Raw genomic sequence first — 26,217 nt, forward strand, 5'->3', positions numbered from 1 at the left:
TCTCAGCTGTGGTGACCACCAGGCTTCAGGCGGACTGCAGCACGAGCCAGACGTTGTCCCACTCGCCGTCCTGAAGGTCCTGATCTCTGATCCAGCAACCTCGGGTTAGCCGAGTTCGTCGTGGAGGAGGTTGAGGTGGGAAAGGAGGGTCAGGGCTGATTGGTGGCGGGAATGGGCGTAGGTCTTGAGGGAGGGGGTTACTGCGGTTGGGTTGTTCAAGGGTTCGGCCAGCGGGTAGGTCGAGGCGAGGGTGTAGGCGCAGCCGACGGCGATGGTGGAGGTGAGGTCGTCCAGGTGGGCGGTGGGGTGTTCGTCTTGATAGGCGGCGAGGAGGTGGGGGAGGCCGGTGATCCATTCGTCGCCCAGAAGGATGGTCCTGGGGTCGCAGCCGATGCGGGCGATCTCCCAGGAGACGTAGCGCGGAGTCGGCGGCATGAAGTCGATCAGGGCTGCTACGGCGTCGCCGCGCAGCATCAGGTTCGGCGAGGCGAGATCGCCGTGGACGACCTGCTCGGTGAGTTTGGGCAGACGTGCCAGGATCGCATCGACCTTGTGGAGTAGTCCCCGCCGCTGCTTTGCGGCATCCAACGCCCATGCCTCGAACGGGCTGAGCGTTTCGCGTCGGCTGTACTCCGCGATCAGCCAGTCGAACCGAGCGCGAGTCCGCTCCGCGTCCTTCAGCCCGGTCGCGGGGCGCGTCCTGGGTGCCGCCGCTGGGTGATCGGCGAGGCGACGGTGAAGCCGGCCGAGTACGGCGCCGACCGCCGGCCACCGGTCGCCGGTGAGTCCACCATCAGCGGTCTCGGCATCGGCGACGTACTCCCAGACAGACATCGGCAGGGGACCCGCGTCCTCGATCAGGTTGCCGGCACGGGTACGACGTACGCCCGGCACCGGCACGCCTCCGGCTCGGGCGAACTCGGCCAGTTCCACCGCATCCAGTTCGTGCTGCAGGACTGTGCGATCGCGATACACCTTGGCGAACCACTGATCACCATCGTGATCGGTGACGTGGAAATTCAACGTCGCCGTCCCCGCCGCGATCCTGGTGATCTCGGCAGGGTGCATGCCATAGGCAATGACCAGTGCGTCGGCCACCATCCGCTCGTCCGTGGGCTTTGACGGCTCGCGCATGAGCCCCACTCTCTCACGCGGCGGCCGGGCACGGGCTGCCTGCATTCCTCGAGGACGCAGTAACGCATAAGGCTGTCCGAACGCCCAGGCCGCCATCAGCGGGAATTCGTCGCGCCAGAACGCGTCACCGTGCCCTCCGGCCCGCTCGGTCATGACGACGTCGGCCTGTGCATCGCGCAGCTCGTCCGCCCAGCGGGCGGCGTTCTCCTGGAAGAACGGCTCTTCCGTGCCGGCGACGAGGTACGTGCGTGGCAGTGAGGTCTGCATGTCGCCGGGTGGCTGGTAGCCCCCGCCGGGCGACGCGCTGAAGATCGCACCGTAGATGTCGGGATGGCGAAGTCCGATAGCGAGTGCGAGTTCGCCGCTGGCCGAGACACCGAAGACCGCCGTGCGTTCGGCGGGCAGGGCGACGTCGAAGCGCGACTTCGCCCAGTCGCGGAGGTCCTCGACGAAGAACTTCTCGTGCGCCGCGAATCGTCCCGCGTCGAAACCCGGTGAGTACTCGGAGAGCCGCTCCATCTCGTCGTCCAGGCGGTGGGCGGCGACGATCATCGTCGGCGGTACCTCGGCCGCCTCGTTGAGGAACGCGCCCCACTGCGAGATCAGCTGACCGTCGCCGGCGTACACGACCGCCTGGGGCGTTTCGGATGGGACGTACGCCGTGACCTGCCGGCCGCCGTCGTACGCGAAGGTCTCGGTGACGAGCTCACCCAGCATCGTGGGCCTCCCAGTAGGTAGCGGCTTCCCGTGCGAGATCACACTACGATCGTCCGGTGACTCGCCGATTCCCGCCCGCCGCGGCCGACGAACGCACGATGCTGACCGGCTGGCTGGACGTGCAGCGTGCCACGGTCAGGCTGAAGTGCGCCGGCCTGACGGACGAGCAGGCCCAACTCGCCGTACTGCCGTCGTCGCCGCGGATGACTGTGAAGACGCTGGTCGCGCATCTGCGCTGGGTGGAGCTGTCCTGGTTCGAGGCCAGCTTCCTGGGTGCGCGTGAGCTGGCTGTGCCAGACCCTCTCGAGCTCCCGCAGCCGCCCGGCGCCTCACTCGACGAACTGCTGCACGAGTACGACCAGCAGTGCGCCCGGTCCCGCGAGATCGTCGCCGGTCACGACCTCGACGACATCGAAGCCTGGGCGCCCGAAGGTCTGGATCTCCTCTCACTGCGGTGGATCGTCACCCACCTGCTCGAGGAAACCGCCCGCCACCTGGGGCACCTGGACGCCCTTCGAGAGCTGACCGACGGCACCACCGGCTACTAGTACACCTCGATGCGGTCGAGGCTGATGATCGTGCTGCCGGAGGCTGGGTTCTTGTCGCCGGTGACCCGGACCTTCAGGGTGTGGGGGCCGGCGGGGAGGGTCGGTGTGGTGTAGATGAGTTGTTCGCCGACGCGGATCGAGCTGTAGTAGTCGATCCGTTGCTCCGGACCTCCGTCGACCGAGATCGCCGCGATCCCGTTACCGGTGTCGACGACGCTCAGCAGGGCGGCTTTGGTTCCGGTGAAGCGGATGGTGGCGGACGCGTCCCGTTCGCCGCTCCAGTGATCGTTGCCCCAGAAGCACTGGTTGCCACATCCGGAGCCGGAGTTCCAGTTGCCGGCGTACTCGACCTGGTTGAGCCCGGTCCCAGTGTCGAAGTCGTTGATCCAGTAGTTCGACGACCCCGGATCACCAGACGGCAAGGTCTGAGTCGCGCCAGCAGCCAGCGGCCGCCCAAGGTTCGGCGTGCCATCGGCGTTCCAGCTGATCTTCTGTACGCGCGTGGTCCGGAAGGAATACGTGTAGGTGCTGGTGTTCTTGCCGTGGTACGCGATCCAGTCCTGCGTCCCGTCCGGCGACTTGAAGAACGAGTGGTGACCCGGACCCCAGACGCCGGTCTGGTCGTTCCGGGAGAAGATCGGCCCCGCGTGCTGCACCCAGTTCGACGCGACCATCGGGTCGGCGCCGTTCGCGATGCTCTTCATCCACAGCTGGTAGTCCGGCTTCCCGGTGTCGCACGTCGAGTACGTGAGGAAGATCCGCGAGGCGCCGTACAGCGGAGTCGGTCCCTCCCGCACCTCGCTGCAGCCGCCGTCGGCCGGGATCGCGACTCGGGCGCCGGTAGACGTCCACGGGTTGCTCATCCGGACGATGTACAGCTGCGCCGGCCCACCCTGGCCGCGACCAGGCCCGGTCCAGACGAAGTACTGCTGCCCGTTCACCGTGATCGGCTCACCGTCGATCGCGTACTCGCCGAAGTCCGCGATCTTGGCCTTGAAGTTGTACGGCCCGAGCGGATCGTCACCGGTGGACTCGAGCACGTACATCCGGTGGTTCGCGTCGACCCCGTCGGACGCCGTGTAGTAGATGTACCAGCGCCCGCCGACATGCCGGAACGCCGGCGCCCACATCTGCGTGTTGCGGCTGGTGTCGGTGTCCCGCCACACCACCTGCTCCGGCTGGACGAGCAGCGTCGCCAGGCTCGGCGACGACCAGATCCCGATCCGGTCGCCGCGGGTGGTCGCGACGTAGTACTTGCCGTTGTAGAACATCAGCGACGGATCCGCCGACGGGTTCACCGGATTGCGGAAGTCCTGTGACGCCACCGCGCTCTCCTGTCGTTCGGCGGCTGGAGCGGTGGTGGCCAGGCCGCCGGTCAGCAGTACGGCGAGCATGGTGCAGAGGACGGGGCGGAGGAACCTCATGTCACACCTCTTCCAAGTGGACCTGTCGGTAGTTCTATGCCGCCTCTACCAACGTTGTAAACCCTTCCCACCAGGATCGAATACCAGCCACCGGAACCGGCCGCGCGGGGCGGGCGTCGTACCCGGCATGAAGCTGAAGGTTCGGGTCGTGCACTACCGATGTCAGGGGCGCGACTGCTGGTACGCCGACATCGACGACGCCGACGACCGGCAGCCGGACGACCCGTTCTGGTACGCCGACGGCTGCCGCACCCAGGCGGAGGCGATCACGGCCGCGTGCGCCCAGCTCGCGATCCTGCACCAAGCGGTTGCCGCGGGCACGCTCCCGCGCCGCATCAGTGAAGGCCGGCCCCGAACCGCAGCCGCCTAGGGCATGAGGTCAAGGCTCGGCAACTACTCGGCCGCATCTCTGGCCGGGCGTGTGACGGCACGGCATCATGGGGCGATGCTCGGGGAATCGGCAGGCACCAGAGGCGACGCCACGATCGAGCAGATCGGCCGGCGCCGGACCTTCACCAGCACCCTGCAACTCGCGGTCGTGCTCGCCGTGGTGCAGTGGCCGATGCGCGACGCCGTCCACGACGCGGCCGGCTCGGCGCTCGGCTGTGAGGTCCCCGCCCGGCTGTCGTTGCTGGTCGACGCGACGTTCATCATGGCCTCCGTCTACGCGGCGTTCCGGGCCTACAAGTACGTCAAGTTCGTCGATCGCCAGTCCTGGACGAAGATCGCGGCCATCGGGTCGTGGCTCGTCTTCGGTGCGGCAGCGCTGGACGTTGCCGAGGACATCCGGCTGTGGACCGAGTTCGGTCCGACGAGCCCCTGCGTGGACCTGTCGACGGGCTGGCTCACCTGGCTGATGCGGGCGGCCGGCCTCGCCGGCGCCATCGTCCTCGCCGTCTGCTACTTCGCGACCAGTCGCTTCGGGCAACGAAAGCTGTACGGCGTCCAGCTCGAACCACCGGTGACGTTCAAGCGGGTCAAGGAGGAAGGCAGAGACGCGGGGCGGCTCGTGATCACCTGCTCGGGCGGCGGCATCCGGTCGGCGTCGTTCTGCCTCGGCGCGCTGCAACTCCTGCGGGAGAAGGGGTTGTACGACAAGGCGTCGACCGTGATCGGGGTCAGCGGTGGCGGCTACATGGCGGCCGCGTTCCACATCCTCCGGAAGTCCTGCACCGATCCCTTCTCGCCAGGGTCACCCGAGCTCGCCCGGCTGCGCCGGCAGACCCGCTACCTCCTGCAGGGCGGTCGCGCGATGTTCCGGGCCGCGCTGTCGGTGCTGTTCGGCCTGGTCGTGAACCTGCTGCTGATCGGGATCACGCTGCGAGCGATCGCCTGGGTGCTCGGCTGGTTCCTGGCCGATCAGCAGGTGGTGGTCGCCGGGTACACCGAGATCCACGTCGACCTGCGCCCGAACGGCTCCTGGTTCTTCATCGGACTCTCGGTCGGCCTGCTCGCGATCAGTGCTGCGATGTTCGTGGTGGAGAAGGTGTGGGACCGCTGGGCCAGGATGCCCGACGTGATCCGCCGGGTGCTGACCACGATCGGCAACTTCACCCTCTGGTACGGCGTCCCGGTCGCCGTACTGCTGCTCGGCGTACCGGGAGGCCTTTATCTGCTGGGCAAACTCCCCGGCGACTCGAGCCTGCCGTCCGCCTTGCTGGCGTTGGTCGACCCCACGAAACAAGGTGTCGCGTCGTTCAGCGCGCTGGTCCTGGTCCTGATCGGGCTCGGCAAGTCGGTGTGGAACGGACTCGCGGTCGAGGGCAAGGCGGCGACCGGGATGCGCGCCCGGCTGCTCGCGTTCGCACGGACCAAGCTCGCGCCGTGGCTGGCCAGCGCCATCATCGTGGTGTCGGCGATCATCGTGCTGCTGCGCTGGACCGGTGGTTACGCGATCGACAGCTCCTACCAGTCCGACTGGAACGTCGCGCTGATCCTGGCCGCGATCGCGGTCGCGATCAAGGTGCTCACCGACGCGAACCGGACCTCGCTGCACTCCTTCTACCGGGAGCGGTTGTCGCGCGCGTTCCTGGTGAAGCGCAAGGACAACGGCGCCGCGGTCGCGCTCGACTACCACCTGCGGTTGCGGTTCTCCGACTGGGCGACGCCGCCGAACGGCGGGCCGCAGTTGGTCATCGCAGGCGTCGCGAACGTCGACGACGCGGACTTCGTGCCGACCCAGCGGGACTGCGTTCCGTTCGTGTTCGATCCCGATCAGATCGGGATCGTCGGTGACCGGTCGCTGCCGGACGGCGGCCGGCGTCAGACCGCGGACTACGAGCGGGAGGCCGACGTACTGACGCGGGAGGTGACGGTGCCGGCCGCGATGGCGATCAGTGGTGCCGCGTTGAGCCCGCTCACCGGCCGCGTGAACGCTCGGACCAGACCCGTCCGGCTGCTGCTCGCCGTACTCAACGCGCGGCTGGGCGTGTGGCTGCCGAACCCGTACTGGAACAACCGGTCGGGACCCGCGTTCCCCGAGGTCCACGGCGTCGTCGCGAAGGTCCGGCGGTACGTCGGCAGCGTGATCGACAAGCCGGGACCGTACCGGCTGCTGCGGGAGGCGATCGGGTCGCCGTCGATGTACGACCGGCGGATCTACGTCACCGACGGCGGCCACTACGAAAACCTCGGCCTGGTCGAGGCGCTGCGCCGCGAACCGGCGCAGGTGATTGTGATCGACGCGTCGAACGACGTCGAGGACCGCTTCACCGCGCTGGCCGAGGCGATCGCGACCGCGCGGATGGACCACGGGATCCGGATCGACATCGACCCGTCGCCGATGATCCGCGGGCCGAAGCAGCGGGCCGACCGGGCCTGGACGTACGGCATCGCGACGCACCCGGTGAAGGACGGCGAACAGACGCCGTACAAGACCGAGATCTTCTTCGTGAAGGCGGTCCTGGCCGGGGCGCTGGACTGGGACATCGAGCAGTACGCCGTCGAGCACACCGACTTCCCGCGGCGGACCACCAACGACCAGTTCTACGACGAATGGGACTTCGAGGCCTACCGCGCCCTCGGCTACGCCCTGACTCAGTCCCTCACCGACCACCACCGGGTCCGCGACCGCCTCGCCGACCTGTAACACTCCGTCACCGTGACTGGATGTAACCCCCGAGGGGGGAACTCACCATGTCAACATTCAATTCACCGCCGGGGTGGCCGGCACCACCGGCACTCGACTGGCAACCACCGCCCGGCTGGCAGCCGGACCCGGCCTGGCCGCCCGCACCGCCGGGATGGAGTTTCTGGCTGAACAGCCGCGGGCTGCGTTCCCGTGGCCCGAACGGGCGGTACGGCGCCGAGCCGCCGGTGAAGCTGGTCGCGGGGTGGGTGGCCGGTGGGGTCGCGTTCCTCGTCATCCTGGCCGCGATCGGCGGGAGCAACGGCGCTTCGTCGAGTGCCGCGCCGACGGTGCCCCGCGCCACCGTGACGGCGACGGTGCCCGGGCCGACCGCGACGGCGACTGTCACCGTGCAGCAGACCGTTCCCGGGCCGACGGCAACGGTCACGCTGCCGCCGCTGCCGGCGAAGACCGTGACGGTGAAGGCGCCGAAGGCAACGGTCAGTGCTCCGGCGCCATTGGTGCGGTCGACCCAGACCGCTAGGCCGACGAGAACGACGGCACCACCCGCCGACGTGTACTACGCGAACTGCTCGGCGGCCCGGGCCGCGGGCAAAGCGCCCTTGCACGCTGGGGATCCCGGCTATGCGTCGCATCTCGACCGTGATCACGACGGCGTCGCGTGCGAGTGATCACGCCGCGTTGCTTGTGGATAACCAGGAGTGTGCTGTGGACAAGGCAACGATCGCGGGTGCTGATGCACGTGCAGTCCGGCTGGTGAGCGCATGGTTGCCTGCGCTCCGCAGCGGTGATGACATGGGGTAGCTGTGCGTCGAAAACTTTACGAAGATTTTGTCGTAACGCCCGGCGCGCCTGGTCGTTGATCAGTCAGGCAGTTTGTGAGCAAGGGATCGCTGGGGTCCATCGCGCTGGGGAACTGGGAAGGACCGCCCGTGCACCGATTCAATCCACCACCTGAGTGGCCCGAGCCGCCGAGCGACACCTGGCGTCCGCCGCCGGGCTGGGAGCCCGATCCGGAGTGGCCGGACGCGCCGGCCGGCTGGGGCTTCTGGCTCAACCGCAACGGCCGTCCGTCCCGCGGCCCGATCGGCGCCTACGGGGCCATCGACGCCGGCCGCCTCGAGCTGGCCACCGTCGACCCTGCCCTTGTCCTGATGCACTCCTGACAGCCCATCCAAGCGACCTCCTCCTGGCTAGGCGCAGCCGGCTGGAGGACCGGCTCCCGCATGCTTCCCAGATGCGGGAGCCGCGGTGCGTCCGGTGCAGGGTGGCCGGGATCGGACGGAGGGCTGGCGTTCTCTTATCGTCTTCTGATGTTATGTTATCAGCGTAGATAACACTCAGTCGGGAGGCGGCACGTGGCAGGACCGGCCTGGATCGGCGTCGACCTCGGCACGCAGAGCGTGCGCGCAGTACTGGCCGACTCTGACGGTACTGTCCTGGCCCGCACGGCCCGGCCACTGACCAGCCGTCGCGACGGTGTCCGGCACGAGCAGGACCCGCAGAGCTGGCTCGACGCCGTCGACTCCAGCATCGCCGAAGTCGCTCCGCACGCGGACCAGTTGGCCGGCATCGCGATCTGTTCCACCTCGGGCACTGTCCTGCTGACCGACCGTTCCGGCCGCCCGGTGACGCCGGCTCTGATGTACGACGACGCCCGCGCGGCCGACCGTCGCGTCCAGATCGTGGACGCCGACCCGGAGCGCTGGGCGACCTCGATGCAGCCCACCTGGGCGCTCCCCAAGATCCTCTCGCTGGTCGCCGACGGTTACGACCTCGCCGACCACCGCATCGTCCACAGCGCCGACTTCGTGGCAGCCCACCTGGTCGGTCACCCGGTCGCCACCGACACGAGTCATGCCCTCAAGACCGGCTACGACCTGGTCGCCGACACCTGGCCGGCCGCGGCCTTCGACAAACTCGGCCTGCCGCTCGCAGCCTTCCCCGAGGTCGTCCTGCCGGGCGCCGAGCTCGGCCGCACTCCGGCCGGCGTCCCCGTCTACGCCGGCATGACCGACGGCTGCGCGGCCCAGATCGCCGCCGGCGCCCTCGCCCCCGGAGCCTGGAACTCGGTCCTCGGTACGACGCTCGTCCTCAAAGGCGTCAGCAAAGACCTCCTCAACGACCCCACCGGCGCGGTCTACAGCCACCGCCACCCGGACGGCGGCTGGCTCCCCGGTGGCGCATCGAGCACCGGCGCCGGCGTACTGACCGAGCTGCTGCCCGGCGAAGATCTCGACGCCTTCGACCGGGCCGCGCGTGAACTGGGTCCGATCGATGCGGTCATCTACCCGCTGACCAAGACCGGTGAGCGGTTCCCGTTCGTCGCGCCGCAGGCAGAGCGGTTCACCCTCGGCGACGCCTCCGGCAAGCTGCAGACGTACGCCGCTGTCCTCCAAGGTGTGGCCTTCATCGAACGACTCGCCTTCGAGCACTTGGTCAGCCTCGGCGCCGACCCCGTCCGTTCCGTCTCACTCACCGGTGGCGCGATCCGCAGCGGCTACTGGAACCAGCTTCGTGCCGACGTCCTCGGCGTACCCGTCGAAATCCCGGCGGCCCCGGACCCGGCGTACGGGATGGCGGTCCTCGCGGCCTCGGCCGGCGGCTCGCTGACCGAGACCGCCGGCCGGATGGTCCGGGTCGAGCGCGTCCTCGAGCCGCGCCCGCAACCCCTCGACACGTTGTACGGCGAGTTCGTCGCCGAGCTGGACTGGCGGGGGTACCGCGGATGAGGACCACGATCGTCCTGGCCCGGCACGGCCGGACCGAATGGCATCACGGCAACCGCTACACCGGGTCGACCGACCTTCCGATCGACGAGGTCGGTCTACAGCAGGCCCGGTTGCTCAAGGAGTGGGCGGCCGATTACGCGCCGGACGCGCTCTGGTCGTCTCCGATGCTTCGTGCGCGGCAGACGATCGCGCCGATCGCCGAAGCTCTCGGGCTCGAGCCGACCGTGGACGCGCGGCTGCGCGAGGTCGACTTCGGTTCGGCCGAGGGCAAGATGCTGAGCGAACTTCCGCCCGTCGTCGCCAAGGCGTTCGAGCTCGACCCGGTCAAGGATCATTTCCCGGGTGGTGAGGATCCGGCCGAGGCGGCCGACCGAGTGCACGAGGTCTTCCATCAGATCGGCAAGCAGCACGAAGGCGGCAAGGTGCTGGTGCTGGCGCACAACACGCTCATCCGGCTGCTGGTGTGCCGGGTGCTCGGACTGCCGTTGAGCGAGTACCGCAGACTGCTACCTGCGCTCGGTCCCGCGGCGCTGGTGCGTTTCCGCTGGCAGGACGGCACAGTGGGTCTCGAGGCGTACAACGTTCCTGCTGTCCGAATGGAGACCCTGGCATGACATCCGATGTCGACGGTGACACCACCGAACTGAGCCGTCCCGCCCGCCGGCAGGCCGAGATCGCGGCGTACGTCGTGAAGCACGGCTCGGTCTCGGCCAACGACCTGGTCGAGGCGTTCGGGGTGAGCGTGATGACGGTGCACCGCGACCTGGACGAGCTCGAGCGGCAGGGCGTGGTGCGCAAGTACCGCGGCGGCGTCAGCGCGCAGCCGACCAGCGTCTTCGAGAGCAACGTCGCGTACCGGCTGAACACCGCGACCGCTGAGAAGGCCGCGCTGGCCCGGCACGCCCGCGCGATGATCGAGCCCGGTATGTCGGTGATGCTCGACGACTCCACCAGCGCGCTGGCCCTGGTCGACCTGTTCGAGGACATCACTCCGTTGACCGTGGCAACGAACTTCCTGCCCGCGATCAGCAAGCTGACGGAGTTGCGCGACGTCACCCTGCTCGCCCTCGGCGGTCTGTACTCCGCGACCCACGACTCGTTCGGCGGGATGCCGTGCGCTGAGGCCGTCGAGGCGCTGCACACGGACCTGCTGTTCTGCTCGGTGTCGGCGGTGTCGGCGACGCACGCGTTCCACCAGGAGGAGGAGATCGTCCTGGTGAAGCGGGCCATGCTGCGATCGGCCAAGACCAAGGTCCTACTGGTCGACCACGGCAAACTCCAGCGCACCGCCCTGCACCGGCTCGCCCCACTCACCGACTTCGACGTCGTGGTGGTCGACGAGAAGACCCCGGACGACCTGATCAAGCCACTACGCGACAACGGCGCGACCGTGGAGGTCGCAAAACTCTAGGAGGGGGCCTATGGATGTCGGCGTAGACGTCGGCACAACCGTCACCAAGGCTGTCGCGTTCGACGACGACGGACGGCCGGTAGCCGAGGCTTCCCGGCCGACCAGGCTGGTCCGGCCGGCGATCGGGCGGTTCGAGCACGAGACCGCCGAGATCGTTGCTTCGGTCAACGAGGTTGTCGGTGAGCTGGCCGGTACTGTGGGCGACCACCCCGGCGTCCTGGCGATCACTGCCCAGGGCGACGGCCTCTGGCTCGTCGACGCCGACGGTACGGCGGTCCGCCCGGCGATCTCCTGGCTGGACGCGCGCAGCAGTGCCATTCTCGATCGCTGGACCGACGACGGCGTGGCCGAACGTGTCTTCCGGCGCTCGGGCAACCGGATGTTCCCGGGTGCCTCGGGTCCACTGCTGGCCGCGGTCCACGCCGAGGAGCCCGACGTCATCGCTCGCGCCGGGACAGCGGCGTACTGCAAGGACGTCGTCATGCAGCAACTCACCGGCGTCCGTGCGACGGACGTGTCGGATGCCTCCGCGCCCTTCCTCGATCCCCGCACGAACCAGTACGACGAGGAAGCCCTGAAAGCGACCGGTCTCTCAGAGTTGAGCCACTTGCTCGCGCCGGTCGAGCCCGCCGGACCAGTCGGCGAACTACGCGACGATTCGACCGGCATCGCCCGCGGCACCAGGGTGTCCGCCGGCCCGTACGACCTCCCAGCCGCTGCAGCCGGCGCCGGCGTCCAAGACCCCGGGGACGCCTTACTTACTGTCGGTACGACGCTCGCCTGCCAAGTCGTGACACGAGAGCTCCCCGTGGACGGCGAACCCGCGGGGCTGTTCCTCGGCACCTGGACCCCAGGCGTCTGGTTGCGCGCGATGCCCGCGATGGTCGGCACCGCCGCTCTCGACCGAGTCCTCGCACTCGTCGGCGCCGGCACAGACCGACTGCCCGAGCTGCTCGCCGAGAGCCCGGTCGGAGCCCAAGGCGTGACCGTGCTGCCCTATCTGTCCGAAGCCGGCGAGCGTGCGCCGTTCGTCGACACCCGCGCGCGAGGCTCGATCGACGGGATCTCGCTGTCCACGACAACGGCGGACTTGGTGCGCGCAACCTGCGAAGGCATCGCGTACGCCGCTCGGCACTGTCTCGAGGCAGCCGGATGGAGCGGCCGCGTCACGGTGTGCGGTGGTGGCGCCCGCAGTACCGAATGGACCCAGATCCTGGCCGACGTGCTGAACGCGCCGCTGCACACCGCTGAGGCCGAGCAAGTCGCGGCCCGTGGTGCAGTGATCTGCGCTCGTCGTGCGGTCGACCCGGACAGCGCCGACGGCTGGGTCGCCGAGACCCGTCAGGTCGATCCCGATTCCGCCCGCGCCGCGTTCTACGCCGAGGGGTACGCCCACTACCTGCGCCGGATCGAGGCAGCCCGCCCGCGCTGGTCTGACCCAGCACCAACCTTCACCTCAGGAGTTCGATGAGAACCATCAAGACATTGCTTGCCGGCGACCACTTCGTACGCAACGATCTGCTCGCCACAGCATTGTCCTCCGTCCAGAACGTCACGTTCGACTTTCGTCAGGTCACGTTGCCCTGGCCGCTGACGCCGTACGGGCGGGTGGCCGAGGTGGATGAGGCGAGCGATGCCGAAGATCAGCTGATCGCGGCGCTGCCCGGGGTCGAGATCGCGGTCACCCAGATGGGCCCGTTCACCGAACGGGTGCTGGACGCCGCGCCGGACCTGCGCTTCCTGGTCGTCTGTCGCGGCGGCCCGGTGAACGTGAACGTCCCCGCGGCAGTCAAGCGCGGCATCATCGTCGCGTCCACCCCCGGCCGCAACGCGGTCGCCGCCGCCGAGCACGCGGTCGCCATGATGATGAGTGCCCTGCGCAACCTTCCGCGGCTGCAACGAACGCTGGAGCAGGGCGAGTGGCGCAGCGACCTCTACGCGTACGACGAGTGTGGCCTCGAGCTGGACGGGGCAACGGTCGGTCTGATCGGGTACGGCGCGATCGGGCAGCGCGTCGCTCGGGTGATGCTTGCCTTCGGCGCCGAAGTCCTCGTGGTCGACCCGGCGATCGATCCGGCCAAGGCGCCGGACGGCGTCGAGGTGGTCGAGCTGGACAACCTGTTGCGGCGGTCGGACGTAGTCAGCCTGCACGCGCGGCTGACCGATCAGACCCGCGGGATGATCGGTGCCGACCAGATTGCCCTGATGCCGCGAGGCGCCGTACTGGTGAACACAGCGCGTGGTGGGTTGCTCGACTACGACGCGACCGTGGATGCGCTGGAGTCCGGTCAGCTCGGTGCGGCCGCCTTCGACGTGTTCCCGGTTGAGCCGGTGCCGGTTGGTGCACGCCTGCTGACAGCACCGAACGTAGTCATGACGCCACACCTCGCCGGTGCGACCAAACAGACCGCCCTCCGCGCCGGCTCAATCGCCGCCGAAGCCGTAGCGGCATACCTCGCCGGAGTCGACCCCATAGGACTGGTCTCGGCGTGAGGTGGTGTCTGATGCTCCCCCGCCTACTGCGCGGCACTCGGCACGGCACCTCGCCCCGAGCACCTGCTCGCTACGGCGCGGGAGCATCAGACACCACCTGTTAGGGAACTGGAAGCACCATGCAACTCGTCACATCCACCACCTGGACCGAGCTCCTGTTGCTGCTGGCCGCGTTCGTGCTGTCGATGGTCATCGGCATCGAGCGGCAGCTGCAGCAGAAGAGCGCGGGGATGCGCACGCACACCCTGGTCGGCACCGGGGCTGCTCTGTTCACACTGGTCTCCGGCTTCGGCTTCGACGCCGTCCTGGGGACCGAGGTCAACCTCGATCCGTCGAGGATCGCGGCGCAGGTCGTGTCCGGCGTCGGGTTCCTCGGCGCCGGGGTGATTTTCATGCGCCGCGACGTGGTCCGCGGGCTGACCACCGCCGCGACGATCTGGATGACGGCCGCGATCGGAATGGCTTGTGGTGCAGGGATGCCGGTGCTGGCCGTGGCCGCGACCCTGCTGCATCTGGTCGCGGTCGGCCCGTTCGGCCGGCTCGGCCGCTTCCTGCCGTCGCCGGACCGCCGCCGGATCGTGACCGTTCGGTACGAGGACGGTTCCGGCGTACTGCGGGCGATCCTGTCGACCGCCACGTCGATGGGTTTCGAGGCGTCGGTGCTCGGCACCGACGTGCACCGGGAGGCCGGCCGGCCACAGGTACGGGCGTCGATGCGCTTCACCGGCCGGCCGCCGTTGCAGAATCTGGTGCTGGCCCTGGACGACCTCGACGGCGTCACCGGCGTCCGCCTGCGCGAGGACGTCGACGACTGAGTTGCCTGATCGTTGTGAAGTCGGTGAGAAAATCACATAGATTCTCTATACGTCACCATAGAACGATGATAATTTCACGGCGTGCTTAACACTCCGCCCCTCACCGAGCTGCAGACGCTGGCTCTACGACTGGCCGCTGCGGCCGGCGAGGAGTTGCTGGCGCGCCAACCAGGTCTATCCATTGATGCCGTCGGTGTCGAGACCAAGTCCTCGGCCAGCGACCCGGTCAGCGCCGCCGACCGCGCCTCCGAGAAGCTGATCACCGACGGCCTCAGCGCGGCGCGGCCCGGTGACGGCCTGCTCGGCGAGGAGGGTGCCGCCCGGCCCTCGGAGACCGGTCTGACCTGGGTGATCGACCCGCTGGACGGCACCGTCAACTACCTCTACGGCCGCCTCGACTGGTGTGTCTCCATCGCGGTCGAGGACGAGGCTGGTGCACTGGTCGGCGTGGTTCACCAGCCGCGCACGGGCATCACCTGGTCCGCGATCCGCGGCGAGGGCGCCTGGCGCGACGACTTCCGCCAGTGCGCACCACGCGACGTGGTCCCGCTCGGTCCGCCGCGTGACGTCGTACTCGCGTCGGCCCTGGTGAGCACCGGCTTCTCCTACCTGCCCGAGCGTCGCGCCGAACAGGCCGACCACCTGCTGCGTGTGCTGCCCGCCGTACGGGATGTGCGCCGCGGGGGATCGGCAGCCCTCGATCTGTGCTCGGTCGCCGACGGTACGGCGGACGCCTACTACGAGCACCTCATTCAGCCCTGGGACATCGCCGCCGGCGCTCTGATCGCCCGCGAAGCGGGTGCACAGACGACCGGCGGACCCGGGACCGCACTACCGCATGGCATCCTCGCGGCCGAGCCCTCTCTGGCTGCCGCACTGATCGAACTGTTAGCCCCGTCAACCCCGAGGAGGCCGGTGTGACCGCACTGGACCTGCCGGTCCGGACCCATCCGGACGAACGCGTTCTGGCCGGCGACGCCGACAACCACCGCCGCCGCAGACGTCGCCGCGAGTACGGCCTGTTCGCGCTGCTGGTGGCGCCGAACCTGATCGTGATCGCGGTCTTCGCGTACTGGCCGATCATCTACAACGCGTTCCTCAGCCTGACCGACTGGAACATGATCGCGGCGCGGCCGACGTTCGTTGGCCTGGCCAACTACACCCGTACGCTGTCCGATCCGGCATTCCACAAGACGCTGTGGATCACGATCGTGTTCACCGGGCTCATCGTGGTCGGCAGCCTGGTGATCGGACTCGCGCTCGCCTTCCTGTTCAACCTGCCGCTGAAGGGCCGGGGCGCGGTCCGGACCATGGCGTTCGCGCCGCACGTGCTGTCCGGTGCCGCGGTCGCCACCATCTGGGCGTTCATGTTCGACCCCGGTTACGGCCTGCTGCGAGCGTTGATCGAACCGCTCGGTGCCGAGCCGCCGGACTGGATGAACAGCTCCGACTGGGCACTGCCGGGCCTCGTCATCGTCTACCTGTGGAAGAACGTCGGCTTCGCCGCGCTGATCTACCTGGCCGGCCTCCAGGGTCTGCCGAAGGATCTGGACGAGGCGGCCGCGATCGACGGCGCGAACACCTGGACGAGGTTCTGGGCGATCAAGCTGCCGTTGCTTGCCCCGATCACCTTCTTCCTGCTGATCACCACGGTGATCGGCACCTTCCAGGCGTTCGACGTGATCGCGGTGATGACCGGTGGTGGTCCTGGTGATGCCACCACGACGCTCAGCTGGTCGATCTACAACGAAGGCTTCAAGGCGTTCAACGCGGGCCGCGCGGCGACGCTGTCGATCATCATGTTCGTCATCCTGCTGGTCGTCACCACCGTCCAGGCCCGGGTGATGGAGAGGCGGGTGCACTACCGATGAAGGCACGTGCGATCCAGTACGTCGTACTGGTCGGGGTGGCGGCCGTGTTCCTCGGTCCGCTCTACTGGCTGATCAGTACGACGGTGAAGCAGCCGACCGAGATCTACCAGTGGCCGCCGTCGTGGTGGCCGGACCACTTCACCTGGGAGAACTTCAAGCTGGCCTGGGAAGCGGCGCCGTTCGACCGGTTCTTCCTGAACTCGACGATCACGACGGTGCTCGGCACCCTGCTCAAGGTGACGAACGCGGTGCTGACGGCGTACGCCTTCGCCTACCTGCGGTTCCCGTTCAAGAAGGTGCTGTTCTTCGGGGTGCTCGGCGCGATGATGGTGCCGGGACATGTGACGCTGCTGCCGAACTACCTCACCGTGGCGACGCTGGGATGGATCAACACCTACGCAGGGCTGATCATCCCGGGCATCGGGTCGGCGTTCGCGACGTTCCTGATGCGCCAGCACTTCCTCACCCTGCCGACCGAGGTGACAGATGCGGCCGCGGTCGACGGAGCCGGCCACCTGCGGACGCTGTGGCGCGTCGTACTGCCGATGTCGCGGCCGATGCTGGTCACGGTCGTGGTGATCACCGCGGTGGAGGAGTGGAACAACTTCGTCTGGCCGCTGATCGTGACGAACTCGGCCTCGATGCGGACGCTGCCGATCGGCCTGCTGATCCTGAAGACCGAGGAGGGCGTGGCCAGCTGGGGCACCATCATGGCCGGCACCTTGATGATGCTGGCGCCGATGCTGGTGATCTTCCTCATCGCGCAGCGCTACATCGTCGGCGGCCTCACCCAGGGAGCGTTGAAGGGATGACGATGCGACGCAGAATGTTCTTGGGTCTTGCCGCCGGTACCACCCTCGCGGGCTGCGGCTACCGGTCGGTCGACGCGGAGTACTCGCAGCCGCCGGGTGCGGTGCCGGCGAAGTACGGCAACCGGGTCCGGGTCGTGTTCTGGACGTCGTACGGCGGCGCGAACGGCAAGGCGGTCGACAAACTCGTTGCCAAGTTCAACGATTCCCAGCAGGACGTGTACGTCGAGGTGCAGTTCCAGGGCAGCTACGACGACGTGGCCCAGAAGGTCGCCGCGGCGCTGGTCGCCAAGCAGGCACCGGACCTGGCCATCCTGTCCGACGTGACGTGGGAGCGGTTCTTCCTGAACGACGCGCTGGAGCCGCTGAACAGCTACTTCACCGACGGGTTCGGACCGGCCGTCTTCCAGCAGAAGCTCTTCGGCGAGTACGTCGTGAAGGGGCAGAGCTGGGCGGTCCCGTTCGCCCGCAGTACGCCGATCCTCTACTACAACAAGGACGCGTTCGCGAAGGCCGGCCTGCCGGACCGGGCGCCGCGGACCTGGAGCGAGCTGCGGTCCTGGGGGCCGGAGCTGTCGAAGGTGCAGTCCGGCGGACGCTCGCTGCGCACGCTCGCGCTCGCCAAGGTCGACGGCGACTGGCAGTTCCAGGGCAACGTCTGGCAGTTCGGCGGTGCATACTCCAAGGGCCTCGATGTCACGATCGACCAGGATGGTGCGGTCGCGGCGGGCGAGTGGCAACGGCAGATGGTGCACGTGGACAAGCTGGCCTACATGGCCCACAGCCCGAGCACCGACTTCGCCAACGGGCTGGTCGCGATGATGCAGGAGTCGACCGGTGGCCTGAAGAGCATGACCAGCAAGGCGAAGTTCCCCGTCGGCGCCGGCTTCATCCCGTCCGAGGTCGCGTCCGGGCTCGCCACCGGCGGAGGCGGCATCGGGATGATGCGCAACATCTCCACCGAGCGCAAGCAGGCTGCCGCGACGTTCCTGACCTTCCTCGCCCTGCCGGAGAACTCGGCCTTCTGGACCACGCAGACCGGCTACCTGCCGGTGGTGAACGCGGCCCGGGAGAACCCGGATCTGAAGAAGCTGATCGCCGAGCAGCCGAACTTCGGCGTCGCGATCGCGCAGCTCACCAACGCCCGCCAGCAGGACGCCATCCGGCTCTACGGCCGGAACGCCAACGTCGCCATCTACACCGGGTTGCAGCAGATCTACGCCGACAACACGGCGGTGAAGAAGGTGTTCGGTTCGGTCGCCAAGCGGCTCGAGGCGATCGGCGACGAGGTCAAGCGACTCTACGAGGAGAAAGTTCTGTGATCATCACCGGCCACCGCGGCGCACTCGGCACCGAACCCGAGAACACGCTGCGGTCCTTCCGGCGGGCGGTCGTCGACGGCTGCGACGAGATCGAGCTGGACCTGCGGGTCACGGCCGACGGGGAGCTCGTGATCATGCACGACGCCACCGTCGACCGGACGACCTCCGGGACCGGCGAGATCGCCGCGATGTCGTACGACGAGGTGCGGTCGCTCGACGCCGGTCTTGGTGAAGTGGTGCCGACGTGGGCCGAGACGGTGGCCGAGATCGGTGTCCGTTTCCAGGCCGAGGTGAAGGCGGTCGACGCCATTCCGCTGCTGGTCGAGTCGCTGCAGGCCGACCCGTCGCTGGCGGCGCGGACGCTGGTCACGTCGTTCCATCCGGAGATCCTGCTGGCGGTACGGCGGGCGATGCCGACCGCGTCGACCGGCCGGATCTTCGGGCGTACTCCCGCGATGTCCGACGTACTCATGCTGACGAAGGAGGCCGAGGCAGGTGCGGCGCTCTGCGGGATCGCCGGCCTGACCGCGGACGGTGTGGCGGAGCTCCAGGCCACGGGGCTGGAGGTCACCGCCTGGCCGGTGCCGGACCAGGACACCCTGGTCCGGGCAGCATCCCTCGGCGTCAACGGCATCACCACAGACAACCCACACCTCCTGCACCGCGTCGAGTAGCGGACCTGGCAGTGGATGGTCCGGATCACCTTCCAACGTCTCCGGCCTCCTCGCCTCGCCTCAGGGCGGGTGGTCTGGATCACACGTTCCAACGTCCGCGGCCCTCCTTGCCTCGTCCTACTGCGGGTGGTCTGGATCACACGTTCCAACGTCCGCGGCCCTCCTCGCCTCGTCCTACTGCGGATGGTCTGGATCACACGTTTCTAACGTCCGCGGCCCTCCTTGCCTCGTCCTACTGCGGGTGGTCTGGATCACACGTTCCAACGTCTGAATTTGTTCTTCCGTGGAAGAAAAATGTGTGATTGCCTATCCGCATGGGATTCAGCATCGGTGTGGTCGGCGCCGGCCAGTTCGCTCCTTCGTTCCTGCGGCTGTGGTCCGCGCACCCGGACGTGTCCGACGTGCGACTGACCGACGTACTGCCGGAACGGACCGCCGAGATGGCGGCCAAGCAGGGCATCTCGATCACGTACCAGTCGTTCGAGGAGATGCTCGCCTCCGACGTGGACGCCGTCGCGATCTTCACCCAGCGCTGGCTGCACGGCGAGATGGCGATCCGCGCACTCGAGGCCGGCAAGCACGTCTACTCGACCGTACCGATGGCGATCGAGGCGGACCAGATCGCGCGCATCATCGAGCTGGTCAAGGAGACCGGCCTGACCTACATGATGGGCGAGACCAGCTTCTACTACCCGTCGTCGGTGTACTGCCGGCAGAAGCTCGCCAACGGTGAGTTCGGCCGCGTCTTCTACTCCGAAGGCGACTACGTCCACGACATGGACCTCGGCTTCTACGCCGCGTACCAGTACAGCGGCGGCGACGAGTGGAAGAAGACCGCTTCCTTCCCGCCCATGCTGTACCCGACGCATGCCGTCGGCAACGTTCTCTCGGTGACCGGGCAGCACGCCACCCACGTGTCCTGCATCGGTGTGAAGGACGACCGCGGCGACGGCGTCTTCGACAAGGACGTCAGCCAGTTCGACAACGACTTCAGCAACGCGACCGCGCTGTTCAAGCTGGCCGACGGCGGAGTGATGCGGACGAACGAGATGCGCCGCGTCGGCTACCCGTCGCACATCCGTGAGTCACGGCTGCGGGTGTTCGGCACCGAGGGCAGCTTCGAGCAGCTCGCCACCACCACGGTCTGGCAGACCAAGGAAGGTGTCGAGGACATCAGCCAGCTGATGGAGACGAAGCCGAGCAGCTCGATGGACGACGCCGACCTGGCGAACGTCGACCCGGCACTCCGGGACGCGTTCCGGTCCGGCCTGTCACCGGTGCACGACCGCAGCCGTCTGCCCGCCGAGTTCGACGGCATGCACAACGGCCACGAGGGCTCCCACCACTTCCTCGCCGACGACTTCGTCCGCGCGGTCGCCGACAAGACCCTCCCACCCGTCAACGCCTGGGTCGCCGCCCGCTACACCCTCCCAGGCATCTACGCCCACCAGTCAGCCCTGCAGGGCGGCGTACAACTAGAAATCCCTGACCACGGAGACGCGCCGGCCTGACGTCCGGACCTGCCGCACTCACCAACTTCCCCGGCAGCGCGCCGTCCACGCTCGACCCGACCTGGCGTGGACACCGCCGACCCAGTTGGTGAGTGCCTGGCGTCCGCTCCTGGCGCCGAGCACACGGGAGGACCCCGCGGCCGGCTCCCCCTAGAGGTAGTTGCTGAGTTCGATGAGGTTCTGGTCGGGGTCGCGTAGATAGACACTCAGGATCGGGCCGGTCGCGCCCGTACGCTCGACCGGACCTTCCTCGATCTCGACGCCGTGCGCGATCAGCTCCGCGTGCACCTGCTCGATCGGGTCGTCCACGATGAAACACAGGTCGGCCGTGCCGGCCCCGGGATGCTGCGCCTTCGGCTCGAACTCATGTCCGACCTGATGCAGGTTGATCTTGCTCGTTCCGAAGCCGAGTCCCCGCCGCCCGCCTTTGAACGTGATCGGCTCCATCCCCAGCACCCGCTGGTAGAAGTCCACCGTCACATCCAGATCGGCCACGGTCAGGACCAGGTGATCCAGTCGATTCACCTTCATACCCCCATCCTATTTGTAGGATCCGGTATGGCTCTGGACTTGTTCGCCGGGATCTCGGTCAGTGACTACGCGGCCGCGGTCGATTGGTACACGAAGCTGCTGGGGGCGCCACCGAGCTTCCTGCCGAACGACATCGAGGCGGTCTGGGAGGTCGGCGAACACCAGTACCTGTACATCGAGGTCGTACCCGAGCACGCCGGCCACGCTCAGCACACCCTCTTCGTCGAAGACTTCGAAGCCCGGATCCAGGCAATCTCCGAGCGCGGCATCGAGCCGGCCAAGCGCGAGACCTACGACAACGGCGTCCGCCACGTCACGTACTACGACCCCGAGGGAAACGAGATCTCGTACGGCGGCGCCCCGCTGGAGTAACCAGCCCGCGGCGACATCAGTCGCTCGACAACGTACGGGCGCGAGGCTTCGTCCGACCCGCGCGCCCGGAGCGAACAGCCTCCGCAGGGCCCGCGTGGCGCGGGAGCACGCGTGGGGTCGGCCCACCACATTCGGCTCAGGGTTCGTGGTCGGCGCGGTGGCGGACGAGGTCGGGGAGGAAGTTCTCGAGGTTGCCGATCTCTTCGATGTGGTGACGGATCCAGGCCGCGAGCTTCGGAGCTGGAAACGCGCGGGTGTGCGCGACGCGGTTGAGGAACAGACCGCCCAGGAGCGTGGTGTCGCCCAGCGTCAGCCGCGTCGTGTAGCGGCTGCCGCCGTGGTACGGCTCGAACTCGTTCTCGAGGCGGACGATCGACGTACCGAGGACGCGTTTGGAGATGATCGCGACCTGCTGGTCGACCGTTTCGACGGTGACCTGGAGATCGACCAGGTTGGCGGGGTCACGGCCCAGCGCCTCCTTGATGTGCAGCCGCGCGGCTGGAGCGACCACCTGACCGGGTGTCGTCAGCTCGTACGAGATGTGGTCCAACGGGTGCCAGACGAGGTACCGCGGCCAGGTGGCGCCGGCGTACCGCATCGTCCCGGGCACGTGGCCGTACCACCAGGCGAGCATCTCCGGTGTGACCTGGTCGAGCGGCGCGTGCCGGATCGTGACGACGGTGCGTCCTCCGTCCGGCGACGTCGACACCTGCGCCGACTCCGTAGGCCGCAACGGCCACAGAACAGGCCGCGGAGCAGGGAGTTCCACAGCATCCATCTCCCCGACGTGCCCTAACCCCACCACCCCAAACCCTCAGTCTCGAACCGAGATCCGATCGACCAAATCCCACGGCAGCACACGTACTTCGACCGCCGTCTGGCCCTCGATTTCGGCCCGCAGCAACCGATGGATCCCGTCGAGGATCGTGACCAGTCCGTCGGGTCGGCGTACGACGTCCAGCGGGTGACTCAGGTCGGCCGCCATCGTCCGGTCGTACTGCGCCCGATAGACCACTGGATCGGCCGCGACCTGATGCGGAGTGACCTGGAACGGCCGGCCGCCGTACGCCCAGAACGGCAGGTCGAGATGCCCGACGAGCTCACCCAGCGGAACGCTGAGGGTCGCCAGCTCCAGCTGGCGGAGGAGCGAGAGGTCCCAGTGGAAGTCGAGGATGTACGACGACAGCTCCGGCGGGACCTGATCCGCCAGGGGAAAGGGACGGCGGGTCACTCGTAGATTCTACGGAGGCGTAGCGTCATCGAGTTCTCGATGTGTTGGGTCATGGCGGATTCGGCGACGGTGGGGTTGCCGGAGGTGATGGCGTCGACCAGGGTGCGGTGTTCGGTGAGGACCTCGGGACCGATGTCGCGGTCGTAGTGGAGGCGGAAGATGTGCAGGTGGCAGTGGGTGCGCTCGAACGCGAGTCGAACCTGCTCGCTGCCGGACAGCCCCGCGATCAGCGAGTGGAAGCGGTTGTCGTGCGCGGTCAGCGACTTGTAGCCGGCGTAGTCGACCGACGTCGGCTCGACCGCGTTGGCCAGCTCGGTCCGGAGCCGGTCGCGCCCGTGGTCGTCGATCAGCTCGGCCGCGCGCCGTGCCGCCCACGGCTCCAGCAGCAGCCGGAACCGGTACAGGTCGTCGAACTCCTCGAGCGTGAGTAGCGGCGTCGCGCGGTATCCCTTGAGCGGCTCCTTGACCGCCAGGCCCTCCGACTCGAGCCGCGCCAGCGCCTCGCGGACCGGCGTCGACGACACCTGGAACTCCCGCGCCAGCCCGTCGATCGAGATCCGGGCGCCGGGTCGGATGACGTGGTCCATCAGCATCGTCTTGATCGCTTCGTACACGTCGTCGGCGAGCATCTGCCGCCGGAGCAGCCGCCGGTCCTGCGGCGCCACGGTCCCGAGGGTGGGTTCCGTCATCGGCTCTCTCCGGATCCTGGTCGCGGTCTTGACCCGGCCGGTCGTCTTCGGCAGGGTGGCACTGTAATCATGCATCATGCACGATTCGACCCCGGGCTAGCTACGGGAAGGCAGAAAAACGAATGGTGAGGTTCGAACAGGTCGGAGTCCTGCCCGAGCCGGGGGACAACGTTGCTATCGCCTCCCGCCGGCTCGACGCCGGGACACAGATCGAGCTAGGCGACGCTGTGGTGACACTGCCACACACCGTGCTCGAGGGGCACCGCTTCGTAGTCACCCCAGTCGCTCCAGGTGACGCGCTCACGTCCTGGAACACCCCGTTCGCCCGTGCCTCCCGTGACCTGGTCCCCGGCGACTACGTGTGTACGCCGACCAGCCTCGCGGCAGTCACCGCCCGCGGAGTCGAGGGTCTCCCGGACGAGCCTTCGGCGACCAATGAGCCGCTCGACCCGTACGTGCTGGACGAGTCCGCGCTGAACTTCGGCGCCCAGGTGACCAGCGTCGAGCAGCCCGGAACATTCCTCGGCTACCCCCGCGAGCAGGGCCCGGCCGGCACGCGGAACCACGTCGTCCTGATGGCGACCAGTTCCCGCAGCAGTGGCTTCGTCACCGAGCTCGCCCGTCGCTTCGACGGCGCGACTGCCGGGGACGGCGTCGTACCGGTGGCGCACACCGAGGGCGGCGAGGACGAGGTCCCGAACAACCTGCATTTCCTGCTCGCGACGCTGGCCGGCTTCACCCTGAATCCGAACGTCGGCGCCGTACTGATCGTCGACACCGAGGACGACGTGGTGTCCGGCCAGGCGATCAAGGACTTCCTGGCGGAGCACGACTACCCGTCGATCAAGGTCCCGTTCGCGTACTTCACCCGCCGGGCCGGATTCGAGCACGACCTCACCGAAGCCGGCGCGCTGGTCGAGCCGTGGTTGCCGATTGTCGACAATCAGGCCCGGACGGAGGTTCCGCTCGCCGATCTCAGGATCGCCTTGCAGTGCGGAGGTTCCGACGCGTTCTCGGGCATCTCCGCCAACCCGCTGGCCGGTCTGGTCGGTGCGGAGGTGATCAAGCACGGTGGCGCCGCCGTACTCGCGGAGACCGACGAGCTGATCGGCGCGGAGCCCTACGTACTGAAGAACGTTCGCGACCTCGCGACCGCGCGGCGGTTCCTCGCCACCATCCGCTCGTTCAAGGAGCGCGTCGGCTGGCACGGTCACACCGCCGAGGGCAACCCGTCCGGCGGCAACGTGTACCGCGGCCTCTACAACATCGTGCTCAAGTCGATCGGCGCCGCGCGGAAGCTGCCGCGCGAGGTGCGGCTGGACCACGTGATCGACTACGGCGAACCGCTGCCCGGCAACGGCTACATCTTCATGGACAGCCCAGGCAACGACCTCGAGTCGGTCGCCGGCCAGATCGGCAGCGGCTGCAACCTGATCTTCTTCACCACCGGGAACGGCTCGATCACCAACTTCCCGTTCGTGCCGACGCTGAAGTTCGTCACCACCCACGACCGGTACGAGCGCCTGCACGCCGAGATGGACGTCGACGCAGGCCGCTACCTCACCGGTACGTCGATGGCCGAGCTGACCGCGGACACCTTCGACCTCACGGTCCGGGTCGCGTCCGGCGAGCCGAGCGCGGGGGAGCGGGCCGGCCACAGCCAGGTGTCGATCTGGCGGAACTGGAAGCAGAGCGGCCCGCGCGAGGGCATCTCGATCACCACCGACGGCCGGATGAGCCGCAAGCTCATCGATCTCCCGGCCGAGGACCGTGACGCTCCGCTGGACGGTCTCCCGCACACGGGTCTTGGCTCCAACGACCGGAGCGCGGTACGGCTGTTGCAGGTGGACAACCGGCTGGTGCCGGAGGCCGTGGGGCTGATCCTGCCGACCAGCCTGTGCTCGGGGATGATCGCGTTGCGGCTCGCGGCGCAAGGTGAACTGGAGAGGTGGGCCGGTGACGCGGTCACGCGGATGGTCGCGCTGCCGCACACCGAGGGTTGCGGCAGCAGCGGTGGCGCCTCCGAGGAGACGTTCGCCCGCACGATGCTCGGCTATCTCCTCCACCCGAACACCCGGATGGCGCTCCTGCTCGAGCACGGCTGCGAGAAGACCCACAACGACTACTTCCGGTCGCGCCTGGTCGAAGCCGGCGCGGATCCGTCCCGCTTCGGCTGGGCGAGCATTCAGGCCGACGGTGGCCTGGATGCGGTCGGTGCGAAGGTGCGCGACTGGTTCGGCAGCTTCGACCTGGACAGCCCGGTCGAGCACGCCGGGACTCTCGGCGACCTCACCGTCGGGTTGGAGGCTCGCGGTCCGCTGACCGACGACACAGCTGAGGCGCTGGCCTTGGTCGGCCGCGAGATCGTCGGCTCCGGTGGATCCGTCGTGCTGTCTTCCCGAGGCGGGCTGATCGCACACGACGGCTTCCGTCGTACGGCGTTCGGCTCTGATGCGGCCGTCGGCCCGACGATCGCGCACGGGCAGCGGTTCGCGGCGCCGGGGTGGCACGTGATGCGGATGCCTGGCACGGACTGGATGGAGACCGCGACCGGCTTCGGTGCGTCCGGCGTTCAGCAGATCCTCGCGCACGTTGCCGGCGGCACCTTGTCCGCGCAGCGCTTCGTCCCGGTCGTTGAGTTCAGCAACGATCCCGAGACGGTGGCGAAGTACGGCGACGACCTCGACGCGGTGGCCACGGGCAATGCCGTGGACCAGGCCCGGATCGGTCTGGACACCATCACGGCGGTGGCGAGCCGGCAGTTCGTTCCCAAGGCGGTTGCGTCAGGCAACGTTGGCTTCCAGATCACCCGCGGTCTCCTCGGCACCTCGATGTGAAAGGCAGC

At 68.2% G+C, this 26,217-nt stretch carries 25 protein-coding genes; 19 read left to right on the forward strand and 6 right to left on the reverse strand.

From position 1 onward, the window contains the following. Positions 1 to 105: 105 nt before the first annotated feature. Positions 106 to 1,851 (reverse strand): phosphotransferase, encoded by a 1,746-nt coding sequence (locus tag E0H75_RS43510; protein ID WP_202872843.1) that lies wholly within the window; start codon positions 1,849 to 1,851, stop codon positions 106 to 108. A 56-nt stretch (positions 1,852 to 1,907) separates the two neighbouring features. On the opposite strand from E0H75_RS43510, the gene E0H75_RS06855 reads away from it, so the two are divergent. Continuing rightward, positions 1,908 to 2,399, forward strand: a complete 492-nt coding sequence (locus E0H75_RS06855) for a DinB family protein (protein ID WP_337589495.1) — start codon at positions 1,908 to 1,910, stop codon at positions 2,397 to 2,399. Here the strand turns inward: E0H75_RS06855 and E0H75_RS06860 are convergent. Beyond that, positions 2,396 to 3,823: a family 43 glycosylhydrolase gene (locus E0H75_RS06860; protein ID WP_131512295.1), complete on the reverse strand. Its 1,428-nt coding sequence runs from the start codon at positions 3,821 to 3,823 to the stop codon at positions 2,396 to 2,398. The genes E0H75_RS06855 and E0H75_RS06860 overlap by 4 nt on opposite strands. A 127-nt stretch (positions 3,824 to 3,950) precedes the next feature. Here E0H75_RS06860 and E0H75_RS06865 point away from each other — a divergent pair, with 127 nt between their 5' ends. From E0H75_RS06865 to E0H75_RS06940, 16 genes are all read left to right on the forward strand, one after another. After that, positions 3,951 to 4,193, forward strand: a complete 243-nt coding sequence (locus tag E0H75_RS06865; RefSeq protein ID WP_131512297.1) for a hypothetical protein — start codon at positions 3,951 to 3,953, stop codon at positions 4,191 to 4,193. 75 nt (positions 4,194 to 4,268) lie between these two features. Next, on the forward strand, positions 4,269 to 6,911 hold the full coding sequence (locus E0H75_RS06870; protein ID WP_131512299.1) for a patatin-like phospholipase domain-containing protein: 2,643 nt from the start codon (positions 4,269 to 4,271) through the stop codon (positions 6,909 to 6,911). A 47-nt stretch (positions 6,912 to 6,958) separates the two neighbouring features. After that, positions 6,959 to 7,582, forward strand: a complete 624-nt coding sequence (locus tag E0H75_RS06875; protein WP_131512301.1) for an excalibur calcium-binding domain-containing protein — start codon at positions 6,959 to 6,961, stop codon at positions 7,580 to 7,582. A gap of 261 nt (positions 7,583 to 7,843) precedes the next feature. Further along, complete coding sequence (locus E0H75_RS43515) at positions 7,844 to 8,077, forward strand: hypothetical protein (protein ID WP_202872844.1); 234 nt, start codon at positions 7,844 to 7,846, stop codon at positions 8,075 to 8,077. A 192-nt stretch (positions 8,078 to 8,269) separates the two neighbouring features. Then, complete coding sequence (locus E0H75_RS06885) at positions 8,270 to 9,643, forward strand: FGGY-family carbohydrate kinase (RefSeq protein WP_131512303.1); 1,374 nt, start codon at positions 8,270 to 8,272, stop codon at positions 9,641 to 9,643. Next, positions 9,640 to 10,257 (forward strand): histidine phosphatase family protein, encoded by a 618-nt coding sequence (locus tag E0H75_RS06890; RefSeq protein ID WP_131512305.1) that lies wholly within the window; start codon positions 9,640 to 9,642, stop codon positions 10,255 to 10,257. The genes E0H75_RS06885 and E0H75_RS06890 overlap by 4 nt, the downstream gene beginning before the upstream one ends. Further along, positions 10,254 to 11,054: a DeoR/GlpR family DNA-binding transcription regulator gene (locus E0H75_RS06895; RefSeq protein WP_131512307.1), complete on the forward strand. Its 801-nt coding sequence runs from the start codon at positions 10,254 to 10,256 to the stop codon at positions 11,052 to 11,054. Before E0H75_RS06890 ends, E0H75_RS06895 begins: the two co-directional genes overlap by 4 nt. Positions 11,055 to 11,064: 10 nt before the next feature. After that, a complete protein-coding gene (locus tag E0H75_RS06900; protein WP_131512309.1) occupies positions 11,065 to 12,525 on the forward strand; it encodes an FGGY-family carbohydrate kinase in 1,461 nt (486 codons plus the stop codon). After that, positions 12,522 to 13,547 carry a 2-hydroxyacid dehydrogenase gene (locus E0H75_RS06905; RefSeq protein WP_131512311.1) on the forward strand — a complete coding sequence of 342 codons (1,026 nt, stop codon included), beginning with the start codon at positions 12,522 to 12,524 and terminating at the stop codon, positions 13,545 to 13,547. Before E0H75_RS06900 ends, E0H75_RS06905 begins: the two co-directional genes overlap by 4 nt. Before the next feature lie 119 nt (positions 13,548 to 13,666). Continuing rightward, a complete protein-coding gene (locus E0H75_RS06910; RefSeq protein WP_131512313.1) occupies positions 13,667 to 14,362 on the forward strand; it encodes an MgtC/SapB family protein in 696 nt (231 codons plus the stop codon). Positions 14,363 to 14,443: 81 nt separating this feature from the next. Next, on the forward strand, positions 14,444 to 15,283 hold the full coding sequence (locus E0H75_RS06915) for an inositol monophosphatase family protein (RefSeq protein ID WP_131512315.1): 840 nt from the start codon (positions 14,444 to 14,446) through the stop codon (positions 15,281 to 15,283). Then, the gene (locus E0H75_RS06920; RefSeq protein ID WP_238162873.1) at positions 15,280 to 16,233 is read left to right on the forward strand and encodes a carbohydrate ABC transporter permease; all 954 of its coding nucleotides are present in this window, start codon (positions 15,280 to 15,282) and stop codon (positions 16,231 to 16,233) included. The genes E0H75_RS06915 and E0H75_RS06920 overlap by 4 nt, the downstream gene beginning before the upstream one ends. Continuing rightward, positions 16,230 to 17,045 (forward strand): carbohydrate ABC transporter permease, encoded by an 816-nt coding sequence (locus E0H75_RS06925; protein WP_131359684.1) that lies wholly within the window; start codon positions 16,230 to 16,232, stop codon positions 17,043 to 17,045. The genes E0H75_RS06920 and E0H75_RS06925 overlap by 4 nt, the downstream gene beginning before the upstream one ends. A gap of 2 nt (positions 17,046 to 17,047) precedes the next feature. Next, a complete protein-coding gene (locus tag E0H75_RS06930; RefSeq protein WP_165553492.1) occupies positions 17,048 to 18,364 on the forward strand; it encodes an ABC transporter substrate-binding protein in 1,317 nt (438 codons plus the stop codon). Beyond that, positions 18,361 to 19,038, forward strand: a complete 678-nt coding sequence (locus E0H75_RS06935) for a glycerophosphodiester phosphodiesterase (RefSeq protein ID WP_131512318.1) — start codon at positions 18,361 to 18,363, stop codon at positions 19,036 to 19,038. Before E0H75_RS06930 ends, E0H75_RS06935 begins: the two co-directional genes overlap by 4 nt. A 314-nt stretch (positions 19,039 to 19,352) precedes the next feature. Beyond that, positions 19,353 to 20,549 carry a Gfo/Idh/MocA family protein gene (locus E0H75_RS06940; RefSeq protein ID WP_131512320.1) on the forward strand — a complete coding sequence of 399 codons (1,197 nt, stop codon included), beginning with the start codon at positions 19,353 to 19,355 and terminating at the stop codon, positions 20,547 to 20,549. Between the two features lie 150 nt (positions 20,550 to 20,699). On the opposite strand, the gene E0H75_RS06945 is transcribed toward E0H75_RS06940, so the two are convergent. Next, positions 20,700 to 21,080 (reverse strand): VOC family protein, encoded by a 381-nt coding sequence (locus E0H75_RS06945; protein ID WP_131512322.1) that lies wholly within the window; start codon positions 21,078 to 21,080, stop codon positions 20,700 to 20,702. A 27-nt stretch (positions 21,081 to 21,107) separates the two neighbouring features. Here E0H75_RS06945 and E0H75_RS06950 point away from each other — a divergent pair, with 27 nt between their 5' ends. Further along, positions 21,108 to 21,452, forward strand: a complete 345-nt coding sequence (locus E0H75_RS06950; protein ID WP_131512324.1) for a VOC family protein — start codon at positions 21,108 to 21,110, stop codon at positions 21,450 to 21,452. A 136-nt stretch (positions 21,453 to 21,588) separates the two neighbouring features. Here E0H75_RS06950 and E0H75_RS06955 read toward each other — a convergent pair whose 3' ends face one another. The 3 genes from E0H75_RS06955 to E0H75_RS06965 all read right to left on the reverse strand — a co-directional run bounded on the left by E0H75_RS06955 (position 21,589) and on the right by E0H75_RS06965 (position 23,372). Then, entirely contained in the window at positions 21,589 to 22,161 is a 573-nt protein-coding gene (locus tag E0H75_RS06955; RefSeq protein WP_131512326.1) for a hypothetical protein, read from the reverse strand. 105 nt (positions 22,162 to 22,266) lie between these two features. After that, complete coding sequence (locus E0H75_RS06960; RefSeq protein ID WP_131512328.1) at positions 22,267 to 22,683, reverse strand: ParB N-terminal domain-containing protein; 417 nt, start codon at positions 22,681 to 22,683, stop codon at positions 22,267 to 22,269. Then, complete coding sequence (locus tag E0H75_RS06965) at positions 22,680 to 23,372, reverse strand: GntR family transcriptional regulator (RefSeq protein ID WP_131512330.1); 693 nt, start codon at positions 23,370 to 23,372, stop codon at positions 22,680 to 22,682. The genes E0H75_RS06960 and E0H75_RS06965 overlap by 4 nt, the downstream gene beginning before the upstream one ends. Positions 23,373 to 23,494: 122 nt before the next feature. Here E0H75_RS06965 and E0H75_RS06970 point away from each other — a divergent pair, with 122 nt between their 5' ends. Further along, entirely contained in the window at positions 23,495 to 26,209 is a 2,715-nt protein-coding gene (locus E0H75_RS06970) for a UxaA family hydrolase (RefSeq protein WP_131512332.1), read from the forward strand. The last annotated feature ends 8 nt before the right edge of the window (positions 26,210 to 26,217 follow it).

It is taken from the genome of Kribbella capetownensis (assembly GCF_004331485.1).
In the GTDB taxonomy this organism is placed as follows: Bacteria; Actinomycetota; Actinomycetes; order Propionibacteriales; family Kribbellaceae; genus Kribbella; species Kribbella capetownensis.

Excerpts from the sequence above, each read along its gene's own strand:
- E0H75_RS43510 (WP_202872843.1), bottom strand. The coding sequence starts at position 1,851 with ATGCTGGGTGAGCTCGTCACCGAGACCTTCGCGTACGACGGCGGCCGG.
- E0H75_RS06860 (WP_131512295.1), bottom strand. The coding sequence starts at position 3,823 with ATGAGGTTCCTCCGCCCCGTCCTCTGCACCATGCTCGCCGTACTGCTG.
- E0H75_RS06865 (WP_131512297.1), top strand. The coding sequence starts at position 3,951 with ATGAAGCTGAAGGTTCGGGTCGTGCACTACCGATGTCAGGGGCGCGAC.
- E0H75_RS06870 (WP_131512299.1), top strand. The coding sequence starts at position 4,269 with ATGCTCGGGGAATCGGCAGGCACCAGAGGCGACGCCACGATCGAGCAG.
- E0H75_RS06875 (WP_131512301.1), top strand. The coding sequence starts at position 6,959 with ATGTCAACATTCAATTCACCGCCGGGGTGGCCGGCACCACCGGCACTC.
- E0H75_RS06890 (WP_131512305.1), top strand. The coding sequence starts at position 9,640 with ATGAGGACCACGATCGTCCTGGCCCGGCACGGCCGGACCGAATGGCAT.
- E0H75_RS06895 (WP_131512307.1), top strand. The coding sequence starts at position 10,254 with ATGACATCCGATGTCGACGGTGACACCACCGAACTGAGCCGTCCCGCC.
- E0H75_RS06900 (WP_131512309.1), top strand. The coding sequence starts at position 11,065 with ATGGATGTCGGCGTAGACGTCGGCACAACCGTCACCAAGGCTGTCGCG.
- E0H75_RS06905 (WP_131512311.1), top strand. The coding sequence starts at position 12,522 with ATGAGAACCATCAAGACATTGCTTGCCGGCGACCACTTCGTACGCAAC.
- E0H75_RS06910 (WP_131512313.1), top strand. The coding sequence starts at position 13,667 with ATGCAACTCGTCACATCCACCACCTGGACCGAGCTCCTGTTGCTGCTG.
- E0H75_RS06925 (WP_131359684.1), top strand. The coding sequence starts at position 16,230 with ATGAAGGCACGTGCGATCCAGTACGTCGTACTGGTCGGGGTGGCGGCC.
- E0H75_RS06930 (WP_165553492.1), top strand. The coding sequence starts at position 17,048 with ATGCGACGCAGAATGTTCTTGGGTCTTGCCGCCGGTACCACCCTCGCG.
- E0H75_RS06940 (WP_131512320.1), top strand. The coding sequence starts at position 19,353 with ATGGGATTCAGCATCGGTGTGGTCGGCGCCGGCCAGTTCGCTCCTTCG.
- E0H75_RS06945 (WP_131512322.1), bottom strand. The coding sequence starts at position 21,080 with ATGAAGGTGAATCGACTGGATCACCTGGTCCTGACCGTGGCCGATCTG.
- E0H75_RS06950 (WP_131512324.1), top strand. The coding sequence starts at position 21,108 with ATGGCTCTGGACTTGTTCGCCGGGATCTCGGTCAGTGACTACGCGGCC.
- E0H75_RS06965 (WP_131512330.1), bottom strand. The coding sequence starts at position 23,372 with ATGACGGAACCCACCCTCGGGACCGTGGCGCCGCAGGACCGGCGGCTG.
- E0H75_RS06970 (WP_131512332.1), top strand. The coding sequence starts at position 23,495 with ATGGTGAGGTTCGAACAGGTCGGAGTCCTGCCCGAGCCGGGGGACAAC.